The organism is Acinetobacter towneri, from assembly GCF_001758345.1.
Lineage (GTDB): Bacteria > Pseudomonadota > Gammaproteobacteria > Pseudomonadales > Moraxellaceae > Acinetobacter > Acinetobacter towneri_A.
Window position 1 is genome coordinate 320413 of record NZ_MKQS01000005.1, and the last position, 17380, is coordinate 337792.

Annotated in this window: 19 protein-coding genes and 2 rRNA genes; 14 read left to right on the top strand and 7 right to left on the bottom strand. The window is 40.7% G+C overall.

Annotation, left to right across the window (positions count from 1 at the left end):
* Window positions 1–44 precede the first annotated feature (44 nt).
* Window positions 45–692, top strand: coding sequence for a PAQR family membrane homeostasis protein TrhA (gene trhA, locus BJN41_RS04700; RefSeq protein ID WP_019837793.1), 648 nt, complete (start codon window positions 45–47; stop codon window positions 690–692).
* Window positions 693–880: 188 nt separating this feature from the next.
* Window positions 881–2194: an MFS transporter gene (locus BJN41_RS04705; RefSeq protein WP_019837794.1), complete on the top strand. Its 1314-nt coding sequence runs from the start codon at window positions 881–883 to the stop codon at window positions 2192–2194.
* A gap of 64 nt (window positions 2195–2258) precedes the next feature.
* Here BJN41_RS04705 and BJN41_RS04710 read toward each other — a convergent pair whose 3' ends face one another.
* Window positions 2259–3269, bottom strand: coding sequence for a metallophosphoesterase (locus tag BJN41_RS04710; protein WP_019837795.1), 1011 nt, complete (start codon window positions 3267–3269; stop codon window positions 2259–2261).
* A 212-nt stretch (window positions 3270–3481) separates the two neighbouring features.
* Here BJN41_RS04710 and BJN41_RS04715 point away from each other — a divergent pair, with 212 nt between their 5' ends.
* Window positions 3482–5056 carry a phospholipase D family protein gene (locus BJN41_RS04715; protein WP_070153819.1) on the top strand — a complete coding sequence of 525 codons (1575 nt, stop codon included), beginning with the start codon at window positions 3482–3484 and terminating at the stop codon, window positions 5054–5056.
* A 97-nt stretch (window positions 5057–5153) separates the two neighbouring features.
* Here the strand turns inward: BJN41_RS04715 and BJN41_RS04720 are convergent, their stop codons facing one another.
* A complete protein-coding gene (locus BJN41_RS04720; protein ID WP_070153822.1) occupies window positions 5154–5972 on the bottom strand; it encodes a lysophospholipid acyltransferase family protein in 819 nt (272 codons plus the stop codon).
* Between the two features lie 427 nt (window positions 5973–6399).
* Between BJN41_RS04720 and hflX the strand changes: the two genes are divergently transcribed.
* The 6 genes from hflX to BJN41_RS04750 all read left to right on the top strand — a co-directional run bounded on the left by hflX (window position 6400) and on the right by BJN41_RS04750 (window position 10546).
* Window positions 6400–7740, top strand: a complete 1341-nt coding sequence (hflX, locus tag BJN41_RS04725) for a ribosome rescue GTPase HflX (protein ID WP_070153770.1) — start codon at window positions 6400–6402, stop codon at window positions 7738–7740.
* A 35-nt stretch (window positions 7741–7775) separates the two neighbouring features.
* Window positions 7776–8147 carry a hypothetical protein gene (locus BJN41_RS04730; protein ID WP_026438198.1) on the top strand — a complete coding sequence of 124 codons (372 nt, stop codon included), beginning with the start codon at window positions 7776–7778 and terminating at the stop codon, window positions 8145–8147.
* Between the two features lie 10 nt (window positions 8148–8157).
* Entirely contained in the window at window positions 8158–8832 is a 675-nt protein-coding gene (locus tag BJN41_RS04735; RefSeq protein WP_019837800.1) for an LrgB family protein, read from the top strand.
* 86 nt (window positions 8833–8918) lie between these two features.
* Window positions 8919–9365: a DUF2147 domain-containing protein gene (locus BJN41_RS04740; protein WP_026438199.1), complete on the top strand. Its 447-nt coding sequence runs from the start codon at window positions 8919–8921 to the stop codon at window positions 9363–9365.
* A 178-nt stretch (window positions 9366–9543) separates the two neighbouring features.
* On the top strand, window positions 9544–9990 hold the full coding sequence (locus tag BJN41_RS04745) for a DUF2147 domain-containing protein (RefSeq protein WP_019837802.1): 447 nt from the start codon (window positions 9544–9546) through the stop codon (window positions 9988–9990).
* 103 nt (window positions 9991–10093) lie between these two features.
* Window positions 10094–10546 carry a DUF2147 domain-containing protein gene (locus BJN41_RS04750; RefSeq protein ID WP_019837803.1) on the top strand — a complete coding sequence of 151 codons (453 nt, stop codon included), beginning with the start codon at window positions 10094–10096 and terminating at the stop codon, window positions 10544–10546.
* 85 nt (window positions 10547–10631) lie between these two features.
* Here BJN41_RS04750 and BJN41_RS04755 read toward each other — a convergent pair whose 3' ends face one another.
* From BJN41_RS04755 to pdxA, 3 genes are read right to left on the bottom strand one after another with little or no spacing between them, the layout of a single operon-like run.
* A complete protein-coding gene (locus tag BJN41_RS04755) occupies window positions 10632–11480 on the bottom strand; it encodes a symmetrical bis(5'-nucleosyl)-tetraphosphatase (protein WP_070153774.1) in 849 nt (282 codons plus the stop codon).
* Entirely contained in the window at window positions 11480–12292 is an 813-nt protein-coding gene (gene rsmA / locus BJN41_RS04760) for a 16S rRNA (adenine(1518)-N(6)/adenine(1519)-N(6))-dimethyltransferase RsmA (RefSeq protein ID WP_019837805.1), read from the bottom strand. The genes BJN41_RS04755 and rsmA overlap by 1 nt, the downstream gene beginning before the upstream one ends.
* Window positions 12293–12311: 19 nt before the next feature.
* Entirely contained in the window at window positions 12312–13280 is a 969-nt protein-coding gene (pdxA, locus tag BJN41_RS04765; RefSeq protein ID WP_070153777.1) for a 4-hydroxythreonine-4-phosphate dehydrogenase PdxA, read from the bottom strand.
* A gap of 711 nt (window positions 13281–13991) precedes the next feature.
* Here pdxA and rplM point away from each other — a divergent pair.
* The 5 genes from rplM to BJN41_RS04790 all read left to right on the top strand — a co-directional run bounded on the left by rplM (window position 13992) and on the right by BJN41_RS04790 (window position 16827).
* Window positions 13992–14420 (top strand): 50S ribosomal protein L13, encoded by a 429-nt coding sequence (rplM, locus tag BJN41_RS04770; protein WP_004909012.1) that lies wholly within the window; start codon window positions 13992–13994, stop codon window positions 14418–14420.
* Between the two features lie 12 nt (window positions 14421–14432).
* Window positions 14433–14819, top strand: coding sequence for a 30S ribosomal protein S9 (gene rpsI, locus BJN41_RS04775; RefSeq protein WP_004972483.1), 387 nt, complete (start codon window positions 14433–14435; stop codon window positions 14817–14819).
* A 248-nt stretch (window positions 14820–15067) separates the two neighbouring features.
* Window positions 15068–15721: a glutathione S-transferase N-terminal domain-containing protein gene (locus BJN41_RS04780; protein WP_070153782.1), complete on the top strand. Its 654-nt coding sequence runs from the start codon at window positions 15068–15070 to the stop codon at window positions 15719–15721.
* 10 nt (window positions 15722–15731) lie between these two features.
* On the top strand, window positions 15732–16160 hold the full coding sequence (locus BJN41_RS04785) for a ClpXP protease specificity-enhancing factor (RefSeq protein ID WP_019837808.1): 429 nt from the start codon (window positions 15732–15734) through the stop codon (window positions 16158–16160).
* 16 nt (window positions 16161–16176) lie between these two features.
* Complete coding sequence (locus tag BJN41_RS04790) at window positions 16177–16827, top strand: hypothetical protein (RefSeq protein WP_070153784.1); 651 nt, start codon at window positions 16177–16179, stop codon at window positions 16825–16827.
* A 132-nt stretch (window positions 16828–16959) separates the two neighbouring features.
* On the opposite strand, the gene rrf is transcribed toward BJN41_RS04790, so the two are convergent.
* Both rrf and BJN41_RS04800 read right to left on the bottom strand, forming a co-directional pair.
* Window positions 16960–17074, bottom strand: a 5S ribosomal RNA gene (gene rrf / locus BJN41_RS04795).
* Between the two features lie 199 nt (window positions 17075–17273).
* Window positions 17274–17380: ribosomal RNA gene (locus BJN41_RS04800) — 23S ribosomal RNA — on the bottom strand; the annotation flags it as partial.

Consider the following 17380-nt stretch of genomic DNA (forward strand, 5'->3'; position numbering starts at 1 on the left):
AAAATTGAATTACTATACAGTTGTATAAATAAAAAAGAACACCTATGAAATTGAATGCGCCTTTAGTACCAGATTATGACCATCAAGAGGAACGGATTAACTATCTGAGCCACGGTATTGGTGCAGCTTTGGCATTAATTGGCGGTATTTTTTTACTGATCAAAGGCGCATACCTGAGTACAGGACAATGGCTAGGTTTATGGGCCTATGCCATTAGTATGGTGTTGCTCTTTTCTGCCTCTATGCTGTATCACATGGCAACTGCTGCAGACCGCCGCTATTTTTATAAAAAGCTTGATCACACTGCCATTTATTATTTAATTGCAGGTACTTATACCCCATTTTTATCCATCGCGATTCCTACTCAAAAAGCACAATATTTGTTAATTGTCTTATGGATTATTGCCTTGATTGGCACCCTATTTAAACTGGTATTCATCAACCGTTTTCATAAAATTTCTTTAATTGCCTACTTGGCGATGGGTTGGTTAGCCGTTCTGGTCATGGACAATATGCAAGCCTATTTAAGCAGCCAAGCCCTGAACTTTTTGTTGATTGGCGGGATTGCCTACACCGTGGGTGCATTGTTTTATGCCTTAAAACGCGTAAGATATACCCACGCAATTTGGCATGTATTTGTCCTTATTGGTGCAGGCACACACTTTCTGGCAATTTATCTGTATGTGATTTAATCACGCTGAAGATCGTTCATGCCTTACACATGAAACGGTCAGATTTGAATGATACGCATGGATGCAGTTTTGTGACCAACTTGTTGTTCAAAAAAGCATAACTACAAAAGGTGTTGACTATTCTTCTGCCCATGCGGTCTATGACGAATTGCACTTTCATTTAAAATTCATTTTACATAAGGTCCTGTATGGCATCTTCATCTACTGCTGCCGCTGAACAGCCGACTCAAAATTCTAAATTTCGAGTACTGACTGCAAGTTTGGTCGGTACCACCATCGAGTTTTTTGACTTTTATATCTACGCCACTGCGGCAGTCATTATTTTCCCGTATCTGTTCTTTCCGACCAGTACTGACCCAATGACGGCAACTATTCAATCTCTAGCCACTTTTGCCATTGCCTTTATTGCCCGTCCAATTGGTGCAGCTTTATTTGGACATTTGGGTGATCGGATTGGACGCAAAGCCACTTTGGTCGCGGCATTATTGACCATGGGGATTTCTACAGTCTGTATTGGTTTACTGCCAACATATGCACAAATTGGGATTGTCGCACCATTATTATTGGCATTGTGTCGTTTAGGACAAGGTTTAGGTTTAGGCGGCGAATGGTCAGGCGCGGTACTATTGGCCACAGAAAATGCCCCTGAAGGTAAACGTGCTTGGTATGGCATGTTCCCACAATTGGGCGCTCCGATTGGTTTTATTCTTGCCACAGGTTCATTCCTTATTTTAGGTGCGCTGATGTCTGAGCAAGACTTTATGACATGGGGCTGGCGGATTCCGTTTATTTCGAGTGCCTTATTGGTGATTGTCGGTTTGTGGATTCGCTTAAAACTGCATGAAACACCTGCCTTCCAAAAAGTGTTGAATAAGCAAAAAGAAGTCAATGTGCCCTTTATTCAGGTCTTTAAAAAACACGCTAAAATGCTAGTGCTCGGTACAATTGCTGCAATTTGTACCTTTGTGGTGTTTTATCTGACTACAGTATTTGCCTTGCAATGGGGGACTAAACAACTGGGTTATTCACGTGAAGAGTTTTTAAAACTTCAACTTTTAGCCACATTGTGTTTTGCCGCTTTTATTCCCCTCTCAGCCGTTTTAGCGGAAAAATTTGGACGTAAAACTACGTCTATTGCGGTATGTATCATCTCTGCAATTTTTGGCTTATTCTTTGCCGATATGCTTGCTTCAGGCAGCACATGGATTGTATTTATTTTCCTGTGTATTGGCTTGGCGATTATGGGACTCACTTACGGGCCCATTGGTACAGTATTGTCTGAAATTTTTCCTACTTCTGTACGTTATACAGGCTCGGCACTCACCTTTAACTTAGCGGGTATTTTTGGCGCATCGTTTGCCCCACTGATTGCTACTAAACTCGCCACCACTTATGGCTTGGCTGCAGTGGGTTATTATTTAAGTGCGGCATCGATCTTGTCTTTAATCGCATTCTTAATGATTCGAGAAACCAAGCATGACGATGTAAACAACCAAATTTAAGCGTAAATATTGCATCAAAAAACCAGCCGAGGCTGGTTTTTTCATGTAGGTAAGGTGCAGGCGCTTATAATAATTCAATAATATCAATCGTGGGTGGCACACCAAAACGAAAAGGAACACCCACCATTCCTGTGCCCACAGTCACAAATACATCGGCATGATCATGCCGATATAAACCTTTTTTATGCCCCAAAATAGATACTTTTTTCATCACATAATCGGTCAGCCACGGCAGTTCAACCTGCCCACCATGAGTATGTCCTGCCAACATCAACGGGCGTGTCGGCAATTTCGGCACCATATCGACTGTATCTGGGTTGTGCGATAACAACACCCACGGCTTGTCCTGAGGTAAATCAGGCATATAGCGCATATCGGTTTTACCTGCCCATAAATCGCCAATACCGAGCAAACGAAACTCATCAAACTCGACAATTCTGCCTTCAATATCAATCACGTTATTTTGTTCTAAAGCCGTTTCTAACAGCTCTTGAATGGGTGGGCCTGGATACTGTTCATCATGATTGCCATTTACAGAATACACAGGCGCACAAATTTCTTTTAATACTGCCAATTCTTCGACCAATTTATTTTCAGGTTCATAAGTCCAGTCGCCTGCCACAACCACAATATCGGGATTTTGCAAATTGAGTTTCTTCACAATTTGCTTTAATTGACGCTCATGTCCAGAAAATAAACCAATATGTAAATCTGCAATTAAAGCAATTTTAACGGGCTTCAATAAACGGCGATCTGGATGAATTTGATATTGAGTAGTTTTGACTTGAATCAAATGCGGCTCAATAAAACGTGCATAACTCAACACTGCGCTGACTAAAAATACAAAAATTGCTTCGTGGATGGAGTAATAGCCCTGAATTCCCGCATAAATACTAAAAAAAACTAGAGGCGGCAACAGGTAAGACATATAAAATGCCAGTAAATGCACAAAGGCCTTAAACGGGTGAATGGTTTCTGTATTGGCCTGACTGCGCCATGCTTGCGAAACCGCCCACAACGCCAAAATCGCCATACCAATATAGAAATACAACACGACTGAATCGTTATTCCACATATTTATTCTCTATTTCTTCATACTTCTGCTATTCAATGCTGCGCTAAATCCAGATGTCCCATTTAACCCACGCACATCATATATCTGTATTGTCATATTTATCTTTTCATAGCTGACAATTATACTCAAACCCTATTTTTCACTTATTTGCTCCCCGTGCTAAAAAGGAATTTAATTTGGCAAACCGCAGCTCATCCGCTTCATTTCAAAATATTCGGCACAACGTCTTGTGGCTGAGTTGCGCCTTCGTTTTGACACTCTCAGGCTGTAGCACGCTGCCCAAACAGATTGAACATCCGATCCAAATGGCGTTTGAAACCCCAACCGATCAAACCAGTTTGGCTAAAATCGTACTGCCGCTACGCGAAAAATATCCACAGCTTACGGGTTATCATGTCCTGTATGATCCGCTCGAAGCGCTAGCTGCACGTATCTATCTGATTAATAAAGCAGAAAAATCTTTAGATTTACAATATTATATTTGGGATAACGATAAAATTGGCGCGCTTGCACTTCATGCCATTATTCGCGCGGCAGATCGTGGCGTGAAAGTCCGCTTATTGGTAGATGATAACAATGCCAAAAAAATGGAAGGCATTTATCTCGCGCTCGATCAACACGTCAATATCGACATCAAACTGTATAATCCGTATCGCTTTCGACATTATCGTGCCATGGACATGATTTTAGATTTGAAGCGTATCAATCGTCGCATGCACAACAAAAGCTTTATTGCCGATAACCAAATTTCTCTGATCGGTGGGCGCAATATGAGCAATCAATACTATAACGTCAGCGACAATTATCAATTTTCTGATCTCGATGTGATGTTAGTCGGCTCAGCTTCGGATGAAATCATTCACTCTTTTGATGAATACTGGAATGATGACTATGCTTATTCAGTCAAGCAATTGGTCAATCCACAACATTACACCTTGCGTTATGAAAGCTTAAAACAGCAATTAGAACAGCACGATCAAGAAGCCACCGTACAAAATTATTTAGATTTGGTGACTCGTTCTAAAGCGATTGAACAGTGGATGACGCATAGTATTAAGTTCGATTGGGTCAGTGCTGAAGTGGTCAAAGATGCGCCGAGTAAAATTAAAGACCGCGCCTCAAAAGAAGAACATCTCAACTTTCAATTGCTGACGCATTTAGAGAAGCCAAGCAGTAGTGTCGATATTATTTCTGCGTATTTTGTCCCTGAACAATCGGGGGCAGAAAAACTAAAAGACTTGGCGGATGATGGCGTTCAGGTACGCGTACTGACCAACTCCTTTAAAGCCAACGATGTTCCTGTGGTGCATGCTTTTTACGCCAAATATCGGGAAGATTTATTGGCAAATAACGTGCAGCTATATGAGTTTTTGGCACGACCTGAAATGGAAAACCTAAATACACATACGCAAGAAATTTCCAAAAAAGCCAAAGTCAGTATGAAAGGTTTAAGCCGTTCTAGTTTACATGCCAAGCTCATGGCGTTAGATGAAAAACAGGTATTTATTGGTTCGTTTAATTTTGATCCGCGCTCGGCATATTTAAATACTGAAATTGGAGTAATTTTAAATAGTCCACCATTGGCTCGCGCAGTTCACCAGACCATGGATGTCAATTTGTCCAAATATGCTTATAAACTGGTTTTAGATGCGCAGCAAAACATTCAATGGCAGATGAAAAATCCACAAGGTGAAACTCAAATTCTAAAAAAAGAACCAGGGATGAAATGGTATCAACGTGCGGCAATGAAAATTACCTCATGGCTGCCCATTGAAGGCTTTATGTAGCAACGAAATATTGAAGCTGTTAGATGGTGACCATTATTCTTAAAACAACGTGATGCGCTTAGGCTATCTTTAACATGAAGATGCGCCTAAGCATTTTTTATGATGTCAGCGTTTGTGGTTTTAATACCTGACGATGTAATTCAGCCAAGCCTTCTGTCATGCGTTCCTGAACCACAGCAGTTAAAGATTCAATATCATGCCCTTCTACCGCAATTGCAGGTAAAGCCATTAAATGCGCTGTCACTTTCGGCATTTCCAAAACATCTTTCACATGATCAACAAAGGTCATGTCATTAATAAACGGCGCAACAGTATCTAACTCACCTTGCTGATTCACATAACAAATCAGACAAATTTGCACAGGTCGTTTGGCTTCAATCGCGGCCCCTAAAATACGACCATGCACTTTTTTAATTTTGCTTCCATCTGACGTAGTCGCTTCAGGAAAAAACAATACGGGAATATCTTGTTTTAGAAATTGCGTGATTTGTTCACGAATTTTGACCGAATCGCCAGAGCCACGCTTAATAAATAGCGTTCCACCGCCTTTGGCTAACTTACCCAATAACGGCCATTTTTCAATTTCAGCTTTGGCCAGAAAAAACACCCGCGCACTAGAACCCAATACTGCCACATCTAACCACGAAATATGATTACTGACCCATAGCGCAGGATCATGCGGAATTTCACCATGAATTTGTACTTCGATATTAAAAACTTTGCACAATTGACGGCAAAAATATTGTACATAACGCGTATTATTCGGGTTGTTGGTGTCTTTATACAATTGATGACGATAGACCAAATAAAACCCTTCACCAATCGCGCCAGCCGTTGCCAGAACTTTTTTGCTATACAAAGCAAGCTTTGCCAAACCATGAATTGGAGATGTGTGAGTTTCAACAGCTGGGTTCATAGGGTCATCACTAATTGTTAAACGCAAAACAACGTATAAAGGTTTATATTTTGCTCATTCTATACTGTTCAATCTGAACTTGCATAGATCAGAAAAACCCAAAGCTGCATGCAGACATGCGACGTTTGGAAAATTAGAGCGCTTTTAGAAATCAAAAAATAATTATGAGAAATAAGTTAAGTGGATATAAAAAATTCCCTTTTTCCTGTGGGAGAAGGTGAGGAAAAAGGGCTGAATTATCGATTTAAAGCGGTCTATACGGATTTTAATCTCAATAAACAAATTCTATATTTAGGTCATCCTCAGATTTGAGTTTATACACACTGAAATGGTAATAAATCAAGGTGCAGGAAAAATCCAGTCATCTAATTCCCTGCACAAACATTTTTTCTACTAGAATATAGCTTTAGCAAGGAGATTGCGCTGAGTGGAAAATTTTGTGCCACATCAAGATGGCGAGCGTGTTGTACTGGTCAGTGTCACTGTCCAAATTTTAGAAGACCTTGATGCCGAAGAGTTTCAGCTCTTGGCTGAATCTGCGGGTGCAGAAGTTTTACAACACGTCCACACTCAACGCAGCAAACCAGATGCCAAACTCTTCATTGGCTCAGGCAAAGCCGAAGAAATTGCTGCATTGGTCAAAGAACACGAAGCCAGTTTGGTCATTTTTGATCATGCGCTCAGTCCTGCGCAGGCACGTAATTTAGAAAAAGTGATGCAATGCCGCGTGGTGGATCGCACCGAACTTATTTTAGATATTTTTGCTCAACGCGCCCGCACTTACGAAGGTAAATTGCAAGTCGAATTGGCACAATTACAGCACTTATCTTCACGTTTGGTGCGTAGTCGTAGCAACTTAGACAGTCAAAAAGGTGGTATTGGCTTACGTGGCCCTGGGGAAACCTTGCTGGAAACCGACCGCCGCTTATTGCGTATTCGCATGGGACAACTCAAAACCAAACTTGATAAAGTTCGTCAAACGCGTGCGCAAGGTCGTGTGGCACGACAAAAAGCCGCCATTCCTACCGTTTCATTAGTCGGTTATACCAACGCAGGTAAATCGACCTTATTTAATATTCTGGCGCAAAGTCATGTGTATGCTGCAGACCAACTGTTCGCTACGCTTGACCCCACTTTGCGGCGTTTGGAATGGGATGGTATTGGACGTTTGGTATTGGCAGATACAGTCGGCTTTGTAAGAAACCTGTCTCACTCTTTGGTTGAATCATTTAAAGCAACCTTGGAAGAAACTTTAGAAGCCAGTTTATTGCTGCATGTGATTGATTCAAGCAGCCCTGATGTGTTGGAACAAATTGAAGCTGTCGAGGGTGTGCTGAAAGAAATTGGTGCAGATGTACCCATTTTGCGGGTTTACAATAAAATTGATGTTTCAAGCGAAACAGCCAAGATTATCTATGACAAACCACATCAACCCGACCGTGTCTATGTGTCGGCACATTCAGAGCAAGGTTTAGACTTGTTAAAGCAAGCCGTACATGAATGTTTGATGGGACAAATTCAAAAGTTTGATCTAAAATTACAACCTGCTTATGGCAAATTGCGCAATCAACTGTATGCGCTTAATGTCATTCAAGCAGAACAGTACGATGATGAGGGTCAATTACATCTACAAGTCAGCATGGCACCCCATAAACTGGAACAACTAATTAAACAGGCGCATTTACCTATAGATGAAATTTTAGGTGCGCAGGCAGAACAATTTAAACGTCTGCTTAAAGCATTTGAAATTGATGATCAAATCGGTTAAAACGTGATAAGTAAAATTTTAACGAAAGATCAAAAATGAGCAGGATAAAACATATCGATTGGCCAGCATGGATCGGCACACTCCTTTTGATTATTGTGTTTCGTGAGTCCTCTGTGTGGATCATGACCCAATTGAATCACCCAGAATTAGGCAATTTAGTCGGTTTGCTCAGTCTGCTAGCAGTATTATTTACATGGCGCAAACTCAGTAAAATTCCCGCTCGTCTGGTCGATACCAATAACAAGATCATGAAAGAAAGTGCCTTTGCCTTTTTACCCATTAGCGCAGGCTCATTAATTATGCTCACGCACATGGGCAAACAAATTCCAATCTTCTTGATTGTATTGTGCATCAGTACGCTAATACCGCTTTGGCTGTATGCCAAAATGGCAAAACGCTGGCTTTAGGAGATTAAAAATGCTGTCAATTCTATATGGTTTTTTAATCACCTTCGTTGCGTATTTATTGGCAAAACCTTGCAACCAAAAATTCCCGCAAATCCCCGTCATTGTCTTTGGCATGTGTTTTGTGTTGCTGCTGTTGTACTTTTTCGGGATTCCATACGAAACTTACGTTACACAAACTAATCCCTTGTTTAATCAATTGTTGGGTTATGTGACAGTTGCACTTGCTATTCCTTTAGCAGCAATGCGTTATGATGATTTACCCCTCAAAGCAATTTTAGGTATTTTGCTCTTTGCCAGCTTTAGTGCTGTGGCACTGCCGATGGGACTTGCTTATGCGCTACACATGTCGAACGCCGATATTATGGCTTTTGCTACCCGTGCAGTGACCACGCCGATTGCGATTAATATCGCAACCTTATTAGAAGCACCGATTCAATTGGCAGTATTAATTGTAATTTTATCGGGTGTCGTGGGTGCTGCTTTGTCACCGCTTATTTTAAAACATATCAATGATGAACGTGCATCGGGCTTAGCACTTGGCTTAGCTGCACATGCCATCGGTACTGCCCAAGCGTGGCAACGAGGTAGTGTTGCAGGACGTTATGCTGCCTTTGGAATGGCAGTCAATGCGGTGTTTACCGCAGTTTGGCTGCCAACATTTATACTATATTTGCAAAAAATGTGACTGATAAATCACTTTTTCACATTGTGACAATTTCACTTTCTATTTATTATGAAATATCCAGTTTGTGAAATGAAGGAACATTGAACATGGTCAAGATGAAACTCACCGTTGCTTTAATCTGCTCAGCGTTAGGCAGTTTTGCGCTGGCCCAAGATATTACAGGAACTTGGAAAAACATTGACGATAAAACGGGTTCATCTAAAGCAATTTTAGAAATTCGTCAGGAAAGCAATGGTAGCTACACCGCTAAAATCGTCAAAGTAACGCCACGTCCGGGTTACACAGCAAAAGAAACCTGTGTCAACTGCCCTGCGCCTTATACCAACCAACCTATTTTAGGGATGGATGTACTCAAAGGCTTAAAACATACAGGTGGCTTAAACTACTCTGGTGGAAAAATCATTGACCCACTAAGCGGCCATATTTACAGCACCAAAGCTAAATTAAGCAGCAACGGTAAGCGTTTGACCATGCGTGGTTATGTCGGTGTATCGGCCTTAGGACGCAGCCAAACTTGGATTAAAAGCGAATAATTAATCACTTCTGTTTTCACATAAAATGCCACACGTTCGTGGCATTTTTATTGGTTTTCCTGCATCTTAGTTGCAACTTTAAGATTAATGACCTCTCAAATCGCTTGACTCCTTCCACAACTCGCTTTATACCTTGAATTAACCTCAGTGATAACTTTCGACAATCAAAGGAACTGATATGAAGAAAAATGTATTGATGGGCGTATTTGCAAGCTTCATCTTCAGTGGCTCAGCATTTGCATCAGACCTAACGGGTATCTGGCAAAGTATTGATGATAAAACAGGCTCACCTAAAGCACTTATTGAAATTACCAAAGCTGAAAATGGCAGCTTTACAGGTAAAATTATTAAAGTCACACCAAGACCAGGCTATACCCCAAAAACCATGTGTGTGAATTGTCCTGCACCATATACCAACAAACCTTTGGTGGGTTTGGAAGTTATTCATGGCTTAAAGCATGTGGAAAATAACAACTATGCCGATGGACGTATTTTAGATCCACTTACAGGCAAAATGTATAGCCTGAAAGGCCGTTTAGCGTCTAATAATAAACGTCTAACTTTACGTGGTTACGTCGGAATTTCAGCCATTGGTCGGACACAAACGTGGATTCGCCAACAATAAGCGAGTAATTGTGTCGCATCGGTCATTTTTTCTAGATACTCGGGACTTTGTGTCAGTCAATTCACAGATTAGACTAGAGCAAAGACCGAGTAAGGGAAATAAAATGATTCAGAAATTGGCTTTAGGAATAGCCGTCATCTTCGGCAGTCTAAGCACTTTGGCGATGGCACAAGATTTAGTAGGGACTTGGCAACAAATTGATGATAAAACAGGTTCACCTAAAGCTGTCATCGAAATTCGTAAAGAAGCCAATCAAACCTATACGGGTAAAATTATTAAAGTAACTCCACGTCCAGGTTATACCCCACGTGAACTTTGTAATAAATGCCCTGCACCTTATACTGATCAACCTATTTTAGGAATGGATATTTTAAAAGGCTTAAAACAAGTCAAAGATAGCAACAATTACGAAAAAGGACGCGTGATTGATCCATTGGCAGGTCGTATTTACGATGCAAAAATCCGCCTCAACTCGACAGGTAAGCGTTTGACTTTACGTGCTTACATGGGTGTATCTACACTAGGTCGCAGCCAAACTTGGATTCGAATTCAATAAAATTCAAGATAAAAAAACAGCCACTTTAATAGGTGGCTGTTTTCATTTCAACATCTCATTTTTAAATTATAAAGATGAAATATTGTTACCATTCTTCCAGCGGATTATCCACTGCAAACAATTGCTGATCTTCCAAACGATACGCCATGAGCTGATTACCCCACACACAACCGCCATCCACATTTTGAATATTGTCGGCTACCGTTTGTCCCTGCAATGCTGCCCAATGACCAAATACGATTTGATGTGTTTGCGCAGCTAAAGATGGATATTCAAACCACGGTTTAAAACCTTCTGGCATCGGATCGTCTAAGGCATCTTTAAAGCTGAATTCCAAACCACCCTGTGCATTGGCTAAACGCATACGGGTCAAATAGTTGGTAATACAACGTAAACGCGCATGCCCCTCTAAATCATCCGACCAAACTGCAGGTTCTGCCCCATACATTTCCTTTAAGAATGCATCCACTACCTCAAAGTCCTCATGCCCAATCACCGCCTCAACTTCTTTTGCCAAAGCTGCGGTTTGTTCCGCATTCCAAATATGTGGAATACCTGCATGAGTCAAAATGGTGTTTTCATTGGGAAAAAGACACAAAGGTTGYTTACGTAACCAGTCAATCAAATCATCACTGTCAATTGCATCAATCACATCACGAGTATTGTCTTGCGCTTTGATTTTCTTTAAGCCACGTGCGCCTGCCAACAAGGTTAAATCGTGATTGCCTAACACTGTTGCTGCAACGCCACGATCCACAAGTTTTTTAATAAAGCGCACTGCACCAATTGAGTTTTCACCACGCGCAACCAAGTCGCCAGCAAACCAGATAAAATCTTGATCGGGATCGAACTGTATTTCTTTTAATAAAAGCTTTAAGGCTTCAAAGCAGCCCTGCACATCACCAATGACATAGTTGTATCGAATTGCTGTCATTAATTCACCATCTGATCTGCCAATGCGACAAATGCGGCCAAACTTAAAGTTTCAGGACGTGCCATTGGGTCTACCCCTGCTCGCTCAAATGCATCTTCAGCTAACATACCTTTTAAACTATTGCGTAATGTTTTACGACGTTGGGTAAATACATGCGACACCAAACGTGCCAATGCTTTTTCATCTTTGGCAATAATCGGTTTGGTCACATAAGGTTCTAAACGGAATACCGCAGAAGTGACTTTAGGCGGTGGATTAAATGCTCCTGGTGGCACTTCAAATAAGAAAGTTGGCTTACAGTAATACTGCATCATGACCGATAAACGCCCATATTCTTTGGTATTCGGTTCAGCCGTGATGCGATCTACCACTTCTTTTTGTAGCATAAAGTGCATGTCTTTGACTTTGTCGCCAAACTCCAAGAGATGAAACAAAAGCGGTGTCGAAATGTTATACGGCAAGTTTCCAACTACACGTAGCGGACGCCCTTCCTGAAATAACTCGGTAAAGTCATATTTCAGCGCATCACTTTCTACAATGGTTAAACGCTCAGGATGTGGCACACGTCCTGGTAAACCTGCAGCCAAATCACGGTCTAATTCCACCACCGTCAAAGCATCACACTCACCAATTAAAGGCGATGTCAATGCCGCTAAACCAGGTCCAATCTCGACAATATTATCACCTGGACGCGGGTTCACTGAGCGAACAATTTTGGCAATCACACCTTGATCATGTAAAAAGTTTTGACCAAAGCGTTTACGAGCCTGATGCCCTTCTTCTTTTGGGTTTAGGGCATTAATTTGATACATAAATATTTCCAAGCTGAAATTATGGACGTGCTAAATCCAGCGCTAAATCGACAGCAACATGCAAGCTAGAACTTTTCGCAAGTCCCGTACCTGCGAGGGAGAGCGCTGTGYCGTGATCGACTGAAGTACGAATAAACGGTAAGCCTAAAGTAATGTTAATTGCTTCACCAAAGCCCTGTGATTTTAACACAGGTAAACCTTGATCGTGATACATCGCTAAAACTGCATCGGCATCTTTTAAATTTTCTGGGGTAAATAAAGTATCTGCAGGCAAACTTAAACTAATATTTTCACCACGATTACGGTAATTTTGCAGCACAGGATTAATTACCTCAATTTCTTCCATGCCTAAATAACCATCTTCGCCCGCATGTGGGTTCAAACCACAGACCAACACTTTAGGATGTTCAATTTTAAACTTGCTTTTGAGATCATGCAGCAAAATATCAATCACTTGTTCTAAACGTGTTTTGGTAATGGCATCTGCTACGGCACGTAAAGGGAGATGCGTGGTCGCTAAGGCAACGCGTAAGGATTTAGTGGCTAACATCATCACCACACGCTCAACACCTGCGAACTCCTGATAGTATTCAGTGTGCCCACTAAAAGAAATACCTGCTTCATTAATAATAGATTTTTGCACGGGTGCAGTTGCCACCCCCACACTCTTGCCAGTCATTGCATAAGAAGCCGAACGACGTAATTGCTCCAACACATAAGCTGCATTTTGTGCATTTAAATGCCCTAATTCAACATCTACAGCCAAAGGTACATGCTCAACATATAACTGTCCAAGCGCTGCAGGCTGTTGCTGACCAGAATATTTAATCAATTCAACTTTTTGTTTTAGAGTTTCAGCACGTTGTTCTAATAATTGATGATCAGCCAATACCACAATTGGACGTTCATCTTCTCGATCTGCCAGACTTAGGCAAATATCAGGTCCAATACCTGCAGGTTCACCACTGGTGACATATAAAGGTCGCATAAAAGCTCAATCAAGATTTATCAAAGGATGATGAAAGTATATCGTCAACTTTGATGATTGTTTTATTTTCAGTCTAAGATAAATCGAGTACGCACCCCCTTGCACATGTGCCCATTCAAAAATAGCGGTCACAGCAACAGCGAATAGCAACCCCATCATCGCATTTGTGTGATTTTAAGAAATATCCGCGATTGTGTATCTGCTCAGCACAGCAATATGACTCCGCTTATGCCATACCAAAAATGAGAAGAATGTAAAATGGATAAAATTGAATACAGAAATTACATGCTAAACACATCCACACCATATACAGCACCTAATAGTACTAAACCCAACGTCTAGACACTGAGCAATGTAATAAAACATCCTGCAATAAATCTGATGCATTTAGATACACATAAATCAAATCACTTAAGTATTTCTGATTGCGAATCTGCTGACATCCTTTGCTCATTTTTATTTTAATATTGAATGCTAGAAACCTCAGTTTAAAGCCTGAACAAGGTGATTTAAAATGGCATAAATCTAGGCTTCTTAATCTTGAAGGTATGAAATTTATTCAACTTTTCTTTTATAACCAAGATTGGTAAAATATAGCGCTTAAAATGTGACTTTTCCATTGTAGTTCTACCCATTCTCAGGTAGAATTCGGACTCCTTTTTGTTTGGACAGCTTCTATAGTCCAAACCAACTATAATAGGTAGTGGTTTAATGAAAACTCTCAGCGCTAAGCCAGCTGAAGTTCAACACGACTGGTACGTTGTTGATGCTTCTGGCAAAACTCTAGGTCGCCTTGCGACAGAAATCGCACGTCGTTTACGCGGTAAGCACAAGACTTCTTATACTCCTCACGTTGACACTGGCGACTACATCGTTGTCATCAATGCTGAGCAAGTTCAAGTGACTGGTAACAAATCACTTGACAAGAAATACTATCGCCACACTGGTTTCCCTGGTGGTATCCGTGAAACTAATTTCGAGAAATTAGTTGCTCACAAACCAGAAGAAATCTTCCAACGCGCTGTAAAAGGCATGTTGCCAAAAGGTCCTCTTGGTTATGCTATGATCAAGAAAATGAAAGTGTACGCTGGTGCTGAGCATCCTCACACAGCTCAACAGCCACAAGTTTTGGACATCTAAGGGATACAGCACATGGCTACTAATTATGGTACAGGTCGCCGTAAGACCGCAACTGCACGTGTTTTCTTATCAGCTGGTACAGGTAAACTCGTAATTAACAACCGTACGCTTGAGCAATATTTCGGTCGTGAAACTGCTCGTATGATCGTACGTCAACCATTAGAGCTTCTTGAAGCTACTGAAAAATATGACCTTTACATCACTGTTGCTGGTGGTGGTATTGGTGGTCAAGCTGGTGCAATCCGTCACGGTATTACTCGTGCATTGATCGCATCTGACGACACTTTAAAACCTGCTCTTCGTCAAGCTGGTTTCGTTACTCGTGACGCCCGTGAAGTTGAACGTAAGAAACTTGGTTTACGTAAAGCTCGTAAACGTCCACAATTCTCTAAACGTTAATTCGTTTACCGAATCGGACACAAAAAAGCCTTGGATTTTCCAAGGCTTTTTTTATACAGATCAACCAACTGAGCATTCTAAACCACATAGACAATTCATATTCATACATACCAAAATCAAAATTTAATACAGCACAAAGATTGAAAAACAGATCAGTAAATATCTCATACACTTTTATCAGCTTTGCTGGGTGATTTTAGTGGTTAAGTTTAGTATCCTATTCTATTCATTTGGTTTTATTTCGGATTATGTCAGTCGAGAACGCACCCTTACAAGGCATTACCCTCTATAGTCATGCGGACGACTTTCGCTCACATTGGATTCGTTACGTTCTTGCCGAAAAACAAATCAAATATCAACTGATTTTGGTCGATTATGAAGATGAAGACCTCACAAGTTTAAATCCGTATAATCAACTTCCAATGCTGCTAGAAAACGATTTAAAACTCTTTAATACTGCGATTATTTCCGAATATCTAGATGATCGTTATCGACAAAACAAACTTTATGCAGATGCACCTATGCCACGTGCAGAACAACGTCAATATATTTGGCGCTTTGAGCAAGACTGGTTCAAACTTGCCGATCAGATGCTACGTCATCCTGACAGCTTAGATCACGCAGCACAGCGCACTGCACAACAAAAATTACGTGATACACTCATTTCACTGACACCATTATTTCAGCATTATCCTTATTTCATGTCGGAAAATTTCAGCATTTTAGACTGCATGCTGGCACCATTATTTATACGACTAAAAGCCATGGGCATAGAATTACCCAAACAACACTGTCGTCCGATTTTCCTGTATTGTCAGCGGATTTTTTCACGCCCGGCTTTCACTCAAGCCATGACTTTGCAAGAAAAAAACCGCTATCAAGAATTTTTAATTCATACCTAAAGAGCATATTATGTCTGAATCTGAAATCAATTTAACTCCAACCCGTCCTTATTTAGCCCGCGCAATTTATGAATGGATTTGTGATAACCAACTCACACCACATTTATTGGTCGATGCCACACAGCCGAATACACTTGTTCCTGAACAATTTATTCAAGATGGTCAAATTGTTCTAAATATCGTTCCACATGCAGTACATGCCTTACACATGAGCAATGAAGCAATTACCTTCTCTGCACGCTTTGGTGGCGTGTCACGCGACTTATATGTACCCATGAATGCCGTATTGGGTATTTATGCAAGAGAGAATGGACAAGGCTTATTCTTTGATCCAAGTGAGTATGCACATATCCAAAATGATCAAGATGCTTTAGAATCAAAGACTGAAGAAAAAACCGAACAAAGTAAGAAAAAACCAAGCCTTAGATTATTAGATTAAAACAATGGAGTAGTGGATGGCTTTTGATTTAGTACAATATTTTGCAGCGCAGATTAAAGTTCAAAAGCCTTCGCTTTTGAAACAATATAATACTGTTGATCGCGACCAATATATTCAAGAAATCAATGCACTGAACTTAGGAAAACTGGTCAGTTTGTGGCGAGAAGACAACCAAAAACTGTATCAGGAAATTGATCATCAAGATGAATTATATATTCAGGAAATTGCACGTCGACTTACCACATCTCAACACAATCAGTCGACCCTCTCCAAAACTGAGCTTGAACAGAATATTAGTGAAGTTTTAGCCTTACAGCTTACTGAACTCAAGCAATTAGATCAAACAGGTAATTTTGGTAATAAAGGTCTAGGGGAATTATTACTGGGTCAAATTGAACACTTATCTGGTCAGGCTGATGATTGGGTTTGGTCAACAAACGATCTAATAGAGTTAAAAGGTTCTAAACCAATTCCTCAAGAAGAGCTATCATTAGAGGCATCAATGAAGGAGTTTAATCTAATGGTTCAACAACATACCCACGATGATCATCAAAATATTGAGCCTGTAGAAGCAATTGTACCAACTTGGTCCAAAGTGCTAGAACCTATCGTTGCGATTTCGATTTTGGCAATTTTATGGTGCTCCGTTACACAATTATTCGCTTAAATAAATCCCCTAACTAAGCCTCAATAAAACCATCCACAGATGGTTTTATTTTACCTTCTTTTTATATAATTTTTAATTTAATACAGAGATAAAAAAACACCCTCAACGCTAGTTGAGGGTGTTTGAATAATGAGCTGGCGATGACTTACTCTCACATGGGTAACCCCACACTACCATCAGCGCGAAGAGGTTTCACTTCTGAGTTCGGGAAGGGATCAGGTGGTTCACTCTTGCTATTGTCGCCAGCACAACTGTTATGGACTTGTTCGGGTCTTAGTTACTTTGCTTTTGCATGTAATGCCTTACTTGGTTCCAAATGAGTTATTAACAGGTTGGCTATTGGGTCTGAATTTTATTGTTTAGCCTTAACTAAATCAAGTTTTTGTTTGATCGTTAGATCAATATGAAATCGATTGATGCTTTATATACAACTGTTTGGGTGTTGTATAGTCAAGCCTCACGAGCAATTAGTATTGGTCAGCTTCACATATCGCTATGCTTCCACATCCAACCTATCAACGTCGTAGTCTTCAACGGCTCTTTAGGAGGCATA